The 7,276-nt window shown below is 70.1% G+C and carries 8 protein-coding genes; 2 read left to right on the top strand and 6 right to left on the bottom strand.

Annotation, left to right across the window (positions count from 1 at the left end):
• The 3 genes from BDIM_RS03360 to BDIM_RS03370 form a co-directional block, all read right to left on the bottom strand.
• Positions 1–893, bottom strand: an 893-nt coding sequence (locus BDIM_RS03360; protein WP_050796586.1) for a helix-turn-helix domain-containing protein, incomplete at its 3' end; no start/stop codon positions are given.
• Positions 894–991: 98 nt separating this feature from the next.
• Entirely contained in the window at positions 992–3,271 is a 2,280-nt protein-coding gene (gene ptsP / locus BDIM_RS03365) for a phosphoenolpyruvate--protein phosphotransferase (protein ID WP_003164168.1), read from the bottom strand.
• 58 nt (positions 3,272–3,329) lie between these two features.
• The gene (locus BDIM_RS03370) at positions 3,330–4,619 is read right to left on the bottom strand and encodes an aspartate kinase (protein ID WP_040344664.1); all 1,290 of its coding nucleotides are present in this window, start codon (positions 4,617–4,619) and stop codon (positions 3,330–3,332) included.
• A gap of 44 nt (positions 4,620–4,663) precedes the next feature.
• On the opposite strand from BDIM_RS03370, the gene ubiG reads away from it, so the two are divergent.
• Positions 4,664–5,494 (top strand): bifunctional 2-polyprenyl-6-hydroxyphenol methylase/3-demethylubiquinol 3-O-methyltransferase UbiG, encoded by an 831-nt coding sequence (gene ubiG / locus BDIM_RS03375; RefSeq protein ID WP_112999691.1) that lies wholly within the window; start codon positions 4,664–4,666, stop codon positions 5,492–5,494.
• Complete coding sequence (locus tag BDIM_RS03380) at positions 5,491–6,036, top strand: AAA family ATPase (protein WP_003164171.1); 546 nt, start codon at positions 5,491–5,493, stop codon at positions 6,034–6,036. Before ubiG ends, BDIM_RS03380 begins: the two co-directional genes overlap by 4 nt.
• On the opposite strand, the gene BDIM_RS03385 is transcribed toward BDIM_RS03380, so the two are convergent.
• From BDIM_RS03385 to BDIM_RS03395, 3 genes are all read right to left on the bottom strand, one after another.
• Positions 6,023–6,556, bottom strand: a complete 534-nt coding sequence (locus BDIM_RS03385) for a GNAT family N-acetyltransferase (RefSeq protein WP_003164172.1) — start codon at positions 6,554–6,556, stop codon at positions 6,023–6,025. The genes BDIM_RS03380 and BDIM_RS03385 overlap by 14 nt on opposite strands.
• Complete coding sequence (locus BDIM_RS03390; protein WP_003164173.1) at positions 6,511–6,978, bottom strand: DUF6265 family protein; 468 nt, start codon at positions 6,976–6,978, stop codon at positions 6,511–6,513. Before BDIM_RS03390 ends, BDIM_RS03385 begins: the two co-directional genes overlap by 46 nt.
• 42 nt (positions 6,979–7,020) lie before the next feature.
• Positions 7,021–7,276 (bottom strand): helix-turn-helix domain-containing protein (locus BDIM_RS03395; RefSeq protein WP_248601200.1); only part of this gene is annotated, 256 nt, incomplete at its 5' end.

The following is a 7,276-nucleotide window of genomic DNA, read 5'->3' on the forward strand; positions in this document are numbered from 1 at the left end:
AAGGCCGCCGGATCGGGCGTGTCGATGGTGGCCGCCACGCCGGGCGGCGCGCGCCAGGCCTCGCCCGCAGCCAGCTGGCGCGCGAACAGGATGCGGCCGTCGCCCTGGCGGATGACCAGGATGGCGGGCTTGCGCGCCTGAAGCGTGACCTGAGAGACCGTGGCCGAGGCGCCGTAGATGGCCCCGCGCGGGTTGAAGGCGGCCTGCACCGGCGGCGCGGGCGGAGGCGCGGCGTTGGGGTCGTCCGGGTCGATCCCGGTCAGCTGAGCCTCTAGCCCCGGGGTGATGTACATGGCCGGCGTCGTCTGGTCCGGCGGGGCCGCCTTGGGCGCGCCGAGATAGAGGGCGCGGTCCCGTTGATGGTCGGCCTGCTCGGCCCAGTCCTTGGGCACGGCGACCAGGTCGGAGGGGTGCGGCGCCTCGATCCGGTTGATGCGCTGGAAGACGTTCCAGCCGATCACCACCGCCAGGAAGACGCCGATGACGCCCAGGATCTTGGGCGAGTTCTGGCGCATCTGCTGCAGGGCGGCGCCCGTCGGCGGCTGCAGCGGCACGGCCGCATCGGGGTATTCCTGCTTGAACCGCTCGACCGCGTTCAGCTCGTCCAGGCCCAGGGCGCCGGCATAGGCGCGCACATAGCCCATGGAGAAGATGCGCGACGGCAGGACGGCGTACTCACCCTGCTCCAGCGCGGTCAGGAAACGCGGATGCACCCGCGTCTTGGTCGACAGCTCGGCCATGGACAGGCCCGACGCCAGGCGCGCGGCGCGCAGGGACGCGCCCAGGGAATCGTCCGAGGGTTCTTCAGGCGTCGCTTCGGGCGTCGCCTCCGGGGTCTGATCCAGCGTCGCGTCGGCGTCGAAGTCGAACGCGGCTTGCCGATCCTGGTCCATAGGGTCGGTGTTCCGTCACGCTGGGCGCCGATGCGCCCGTCACCCCCGCTTAGACGAGGCCGGGAGCGCGGGCAACGCGGGAAAGCGGCCCCGCTTTCTCAGACTTCGACATTGAGCTTGCGCGCCAGGGACTCGATCTCGCCGCGCACCGACGCGGCCGAGGAGCCGAGCAGGGCGTTCATCCCCCGCCGCGCCGCGTTCAGATCAGCCGACAGGATCATGCGTTTGACCGGTCCCACCCCGCCCGCCGGAACGGACAAACGGCTGTAGCCCAGGGTGATCAGGGCGAAGGCCTCCAGCGGACGGCCCGCCAGTTCGCCGCAGACCGAGACGGGCGTGGCGCTGTCGGCGCACTTCTGCTGAATATCCGCCAGGGCGCGCAGGAAGGGCGGCGACAGGGGATCGTAGCGATCTGACACGCGCGGGTTCGTCCGGTCGGCGGCGAACATATACTGCAGCAGGTCGTTGGTGCCGATCGAAACGAAGTCGGTCAGCGGCAGCAGGGCGTCCAGGTGCCACAGCAGGCTGGGGCATTCGATCATGGCCCCGACCCGCAGCAGGGACGGCAGAGGCCGCCCCCGGCGCCGCGCCCAGTCGCATTCGACGTCGACCAGTTCACGGGCGGCGCGAAACTCGTCCACCGTGGCGATCATGGGGAACATGACGCGCAGCTCGCGCCCGGCGGCGGCGCTGAGCAGGGCGCGCAGCTGCATCCGCAGCAGGGCCGGACGATCCAGCCCAAGACGGATGGCGCGGCGGCCCAGCGCCGGGTTCTCTTCGCGCTCATTGTCGAGGTAGGGCAGCACCTTGTCGCCGCCGATGTCCAGCGTGCGGAAGGTGACGGGCCGGTCGCCGGCCGCATCCAGCACCAGCTTGTAGAGCGCCGCCTGGGCGTCCGGGCGCGGCAGCTCGTCCGAGACCATGAACTGGAATTCGGTGCGGAACAGGCCGATGCCCTCGGCGCCCGTGGCGTCCAGATTCTCCAGATCCACCGCCAGGCCGGCGTTGGTCAGCAGCATGATGCGCTTGCCGTCCCTGGTGACGGCGGGGGTGTCGCGCAACTGGTCGAACTCGGCGCGGCGCTGTTCGCGCACGGCCATGCGGCTCTCGACCGCCGCCAGCATGTCGGGGCGGGGCCGCAAGTAGGCCTCGCCCGTCTCGCCGTCGACGATGACCTGATCGCCCTCGGTCAGGCGATCGCGCAGGCCCTGCAGGCGGCCGACGCAGGGAATCTGCAGGGCGCGGGCGACGATGGCCGCGTGGGCGGCGGCCGAGCCTTCTTCCAGCAGCAGGCCGCGCAGCTTGTGGCGCGGATACTCCAGAAGGTCCGCCGGTCCCAGGTTCTTGGCCACCAAGATGGCGTCGTCGGGCAGGTCGCGCTGGCCCGGATGATCGCCCGCCATCAGCCGCAGCAGGCGGTTGGCCAGATCCTCGAAGTCGTGCAGCCGCTCGCGGATATAGGGGTCGCGGGCGTTGGCGAAGCGGGCGCGGTGCTCGTTGCGGACGCGGTCCACGGCGGCCTCGGCCGTCAGGCCGGAACGCACCGCCTCCTCCAGCGACCGGTTCCAGCCCCGGTCGTCGGCGAACATCCGATAGGTCTCCAGCACCTCATAGGGGGTGCCGCCCAGCTTGCCCTGGCTGCCTTCCAGCAGGGCGTCGATGCTGGTGCGCAGACGCTCCAGCGCCTCCTTGAGCCGCACCTCTTCGGCGGCCGGATCGTCGGACAGCAGCTGTTCCGGCGCGATCGGCGCCTCGTGCAGCACGGCCCGCCCGAACGACAGGCCCTCGGCGAACTTCTGCCCCTTCAGCCGCTCGGGGCGGTGGGGCGCGACCTCGACGTCGCGCAGCTCCTCCAGCGCCAGCAGCTCGCCCGAAGCCACCGTCTCGGCCAGGACCATGGCGATGGTCTGGATGTCCTCGACCTCTTCCTCGTCATAACGACGGGCGGCGCGGTTCTGGACGACCAGGACGCCGATGGCCCGGCCGCCGCGCAGCAGGGGCGCGCCGAGGAAGGCGTGATAGGGGTCTTCGCCCGTTTCCGGCCGATAGGAGAAGCTGGGATGCGACTGGGCGTCCGACAGGCTGATCGGCGCGGCCGTGCGCGCCACCTCGCCGACCAGGCCCTCGCCGGGGCGCAGGCGGGTGTTGTGGACGGCCTCGGGGTTCAGACCCTCGGTGGCGAACAGCTCCAACTCGCCCGACGCGCGCCGCAGATAGATGGAGCAGACCTCGGCCACCATGGAGCGGGCGATGATCCGCACCACCATGTTCAGCCGGTCCTGCGCGGGCGCGCCGCCCCCGGCCCCGGCCAGAGCCTCGCGGATCTGGCGCAGCAGAAGGCGGGGCCCCCTCGCCGTCGCTGCCACGCCCTTGACCATGCCTGCTCCCGCCTTGCCGCTCCCGATCCGTTCCAGATAGGGCGGCGCTTCCGATATCCTAGTCTTCCGCGTCCAGACCGTAGGCCGCGTGCAGCGCTCGGACCGCCAGCTCGGCGTAATCCGAATCGATCAGTACGCTGATCTTGATCTCAGAGGTCGAGATGGCCTGGAACTTCACACCCTTGTCGGCCAGGGCGCGGAACATGGTCTGGGCCACGCCCGCGTGACTGCGCATGCCCACGCCGATCACCGAGACCTTGGCCACGTCGTCGTCGACCCGCAGCTCCTCGAAGCCGATGTCGGCCTTGGCGGCGGTCATCAGGTCGGCGGCGCGGCGCGCGTCGCGGCGGCCAGTCGTGAAGGTCAGGTTGACCGCGCCTTCGGTGCGGGCCTGGCTCTGCACGATCATGTCGACGTTGACCTCGGCCTCGGCCAGGCGAGTGAAGACGTCGGCCGGCGCATCCGTCCGGTCCGACAGGCCAAGCAGCGTGATCCGGGCTTCGTCCCGGCTCATGGTCACGCCGGAAACGATGCGCTTTTCCACGATCTCATCCTCGTCGCAAATCAGGGTGCCGGCGTGTTGCGGCAGGTTTCCGTTTTCATCCGGTTCGATGAAGCTGGACAGGACGCGCACCGGCACGCGCTTGTGCATGGCCAGCTCGACCGAGCGGGTCTGCAGCACCTTGGCGCCCAGCGACGCCATCTCCAGCATTTCTTCGTAGGACACCTTCTCCAGACGCCGGGCGCGGCTCTGGATGCGCGGGTCGGTCGTATAGACGCCGTCCACGTCGGTATAGATGTCGCACGGCGCGCCCAGGGCCGCCGCCACCGCCACGGCCGAGGTGTCCGAACCGCCCCGGCCCAGGGTGGTGATGCGCCCGTCGCGGGTCACGCCCTGGAAGCCCGGCACGACGGCGATCTCGCCCGCGTCGAGCGCGGCCCCCAGCGCATCGCCGGGCACCTCTTCGATGCGGGCGCGGCCGTGGGCGTCGTCGGTCAGGATCGGAATCTGCCAGCCCATCCAGCTGCGCGCCTTCAGGCCCATGTTGCGCAGGGTCAGGGCCAGCAGGCCCGACGTCACCTGCTCGCCCGAGGCGACCACCACGTCGTATTCATCGTCCGACAGGACGCCGTCGCCGTACAGGCCCGGCGCGGCCGCGCCCACGCCGTCGGTCCAGGCGACCAGCTCATTGGTCTTGCCCGCCATGGCCGAGACGACCACAGCCACCTTCTTGCCCCTGACGGCTTCGGCGGCGACGATGCGCGCCGCGCGACGGATGCGTTCCAGGTCGGCCATGGAGGTGCCGCCGAACTTCATCACCAACCGGTTCGTGTCGGCCCGCGTCATCCTGGCGTCTGATCCCCTGCTTGCATGGCGGGCGAAGGCGGTCCATGCCTCTGCCCATGCCCGCTTCTAACGACAGCCTCGATCCACGCAAACCCCAAAGCGAAGAGGGTTTTTCACCCTTTGCTACCGATCGTGCCGAAGGGCCGAGCATCGACCCGGCCGACGTGGCGCGCTTTTCGGCCCAGGCGGCCGAGTGGTGGGATCCCAAAGGCCCCTTCGCCCCCCTGCACCGCTTCAATCCGGCGCGGCTGAAATTCGTGCGCGATCGGGCGGCGAAACACTTTGATCGTGACGTGAAGGCGCGCGCGCCTTTCAGCGGCCTCAGCCTGATCGACATCGGCTGCGGCGGCGGCCTGATCGCCGAGCCGATGCGGCGCATGGGCTTTGAGGTCACGGCCATCGACGCCTCGTCCGAGAACATCGGCACCGCCCGCGCCCACGCCGATCAGGTCGGTCTGGACATCGCCTATCGCGCCGCCACGGTGGAGCAGATGGTCGAAGCGGGCGCCGGCCCGTTCGACGTGGTGCTGACGATGGAAGTCATCGAACACGTCGCCGATCCGGAATCCTTCATCCGCGCCTGCTCGAAACTGATCAAGCCAGGCGGCCTGATGATCGTCGCCACCCTGAACCGCACGCTGAAAGGGTTGCTGCTGGGCAAGGTCGCGGCGGAATATGTGCTGCGTTGGGTGCCGGCGGGCACGCACGACTGGCGCCAGTTCCTCAAGCCCGACGAACTGCGCGCCATGCTGGACGGCGAGCCCCTGACCGTCACCGGCCCCTATGGACTGACCTATGATCCGCTGAACGACCGCTGGAGCGAGGGCGACGACGTGGGCATCAACTACATGATGATGGCGACCCGCGACGCATGAGCGGCCCGCGCCGCATCGTCCTGACCGGCGGTCCCGGCTCGGGCAAGACGACGCTGCTGGAGGCGCTGGCGGCGGCGGGCCATGCGACCTCGCCCGAGGCCGGGCGCGCCATCATCCGCCGCCAGCAGGCGATCGACGGCGAGGCCCTGCCGTGGAAGGACCGGGCCCTGTTCGCCGAGCTGATGCTGGACCGCGAGCTTGAGGCCCACGCCCGCGCCGAGAGCGCCGACGGGTCGGTCTTCTTCGATCGCGGCGTCCCGGACGTGGTCGGATACCTGACCCTGTGCGGCCTTCCGGTTCCAGCTCATATGGAGCGGGCGGCGCAGGACATCCGCTATGACCGGCGCGTCTTCATCGCCCCGGTCTGGCCCGAGATCTTCGGCCAGGACGCCGAGCGCAAGCAGGATCTGGACGAGGCCCGCCGCACCTCCGACGCCATGGCCGAGACCTATCCGCGCTTCGGCTATGAACTGATCGAACTGCCCAGGGCGCCCGTCGCCGAGCGCCTGGACTTCGTGCTGACGACGCTTACAGCGGCCTGACCATATAGCGGGCGTCATCGCCGTAGCTGGCCAGCTTCTTGGCCATGCCCGGCGGGTTCTGAACCTCGAAGCCGTTGCGCGCCCAGAAGCTTGATGCGTCGTTGACCGCCACCAGGGCGACCGCCGGCCAGCCCGCCGCCTTGGCCTGCTCGGCCAGGCGCTCGACCACCGGCCGGGTGTGGCCGCCGCCGCGCGTGTCGGGGTGCAGAGCCAGGTCGTGCAGATAGACGACCTCGGCCTCGGCCGGGATGGCGTCGATCAGCACGTTCAGCGCCGGGGCGGCGTTCAGCACCCACGGATAGGCGACCAGATAGCCCATGACCGGACCGTCCTCGGCGGCCAGCACGAAGCAGCCTTCGGGGTGCAGCTCCAGACGGTTGGCGAAGCAGGCGCGCTCTTCCGGGTGATCGGGGAAGGACAGTTGGGCCACCGCGACCACGCCGTCGAGGTCGTCCGGCGTCATCGGCCGCCAGGTCAGAGTGGACAGCGGGCGTTCAGCTCCGCCCTGTTGAATCGCCATTGCACGCTCCGGTTCTCATCGTCGTCCGCCCCTTCGATCCGGGCGGTCAGTCTATCCCCCGCGCGTTCATAGATGATGCGGTGCGGAAAGTCGTTGTCCGGATTGGCGAAAACCGCCCGCTGGGGGCCGCTGTCGACCAGGCGGAAAGGCGTCGCGGGCGCTCCCTCAGGCTGGGCGAAATAGGCCAGGCCGCCGTCTGTCAGGGGGGCGATACGCGCGCTCTCGAAGCCGCTGCGGCCATTGCGCACAGTCACCGAGTGGCCGACGATCAGACCCGCGCGCGGATCGCTCCAGGTCTCTGACGCCTCGCGCCCGCCGGAACAGTCCAGCCAGTAGCCCGCCAGCCACGACAGGTCGGGCGCAGGCGTCGCGGGCAAGGATGCCTGCCACAGGGCGGCGGCCAGCAGGCTGGAAACGGACATGGGCTCTCCCTCCTCAAGGACGAAGGGAAGGTTACGCAGCCCTCACGGCGCGGGCTTGTAGGAATGCGACGCCAGCCGCAGCGCCAGCTCCACCTGTTCGCGCGCCCAGGCGGTGGCGGTGCAGCCCAGGAAGCGGCGGAAATCGCGCGCCATCTGCGGTTGGTCGAAATAGCCGGCGGCCAGACCGGCCTCCAGCCAGGAGGCGGCGTCGGCGTCCTGGCCCATCGCGTGATCGAAGATGCGACGGAAGCGGAAGACCGAGCGCAGCGTGCGCGGCGCCACGCCGACCCGGTCGCGG

This window comes from Brevundimonas diminuta ATCC 11568 (assembly GCF_000204035.1).
In the GTDB taxonomy this organism is placed as follows: domain Bacteria; phylum Pseudomonadota; class Alphaproteobacteria; order Caulobacterales; family Caulobacteraceae; genus Brevundimonas; species Brevundimonas diminuta.

Bases quoted from the DNA above. Each gene is read 5' to 3' on its own strand.
- ubiG (WP_112999691.1), top strand. From the start codon at position 4,664: ATGCCTCTGCCCATGCCCGCTTCTAACGACAGCCTCGATCCACGCAAA.
- ptsP (WP_003164168.1), bottom strand. From the start codon at position 3,271: ATGGTCAAGGGCGTGGCAGCGACGGCGAGGGGGCCCCGCCTTCTGCTG.
- BDIM_RS03380 (WP_003164171.1), top strand. From the start codon at position 5,491: ATGAGCGGCCCGCGCCGCATCGTCCTGACCGGCGGTCCCGGCTCGGGC.
- BDIM_RS03385 (WP_003164172.1), bottom strand. From the start codon at position 6,556: ATGGCGATTCAACAGGGCGGAGCTGAACGCCCGCTGTCCACTCTGACC.
- BDIM_RS03370 (WP_040344664.1), bottom strand. From the start codon at position 4,619: ATGACGCGGGCCGACACGAACCGGTTGGTGATGAAGTTCGGCGGCACC.
- BDIM_RS03390 (WP_003164173.1), bottom strand. From the start codon at position 6,978: ATGTCCGTTTCCAGCCTGCTGGCCGCCGCCCTGTGGCAGGCATCCTTG.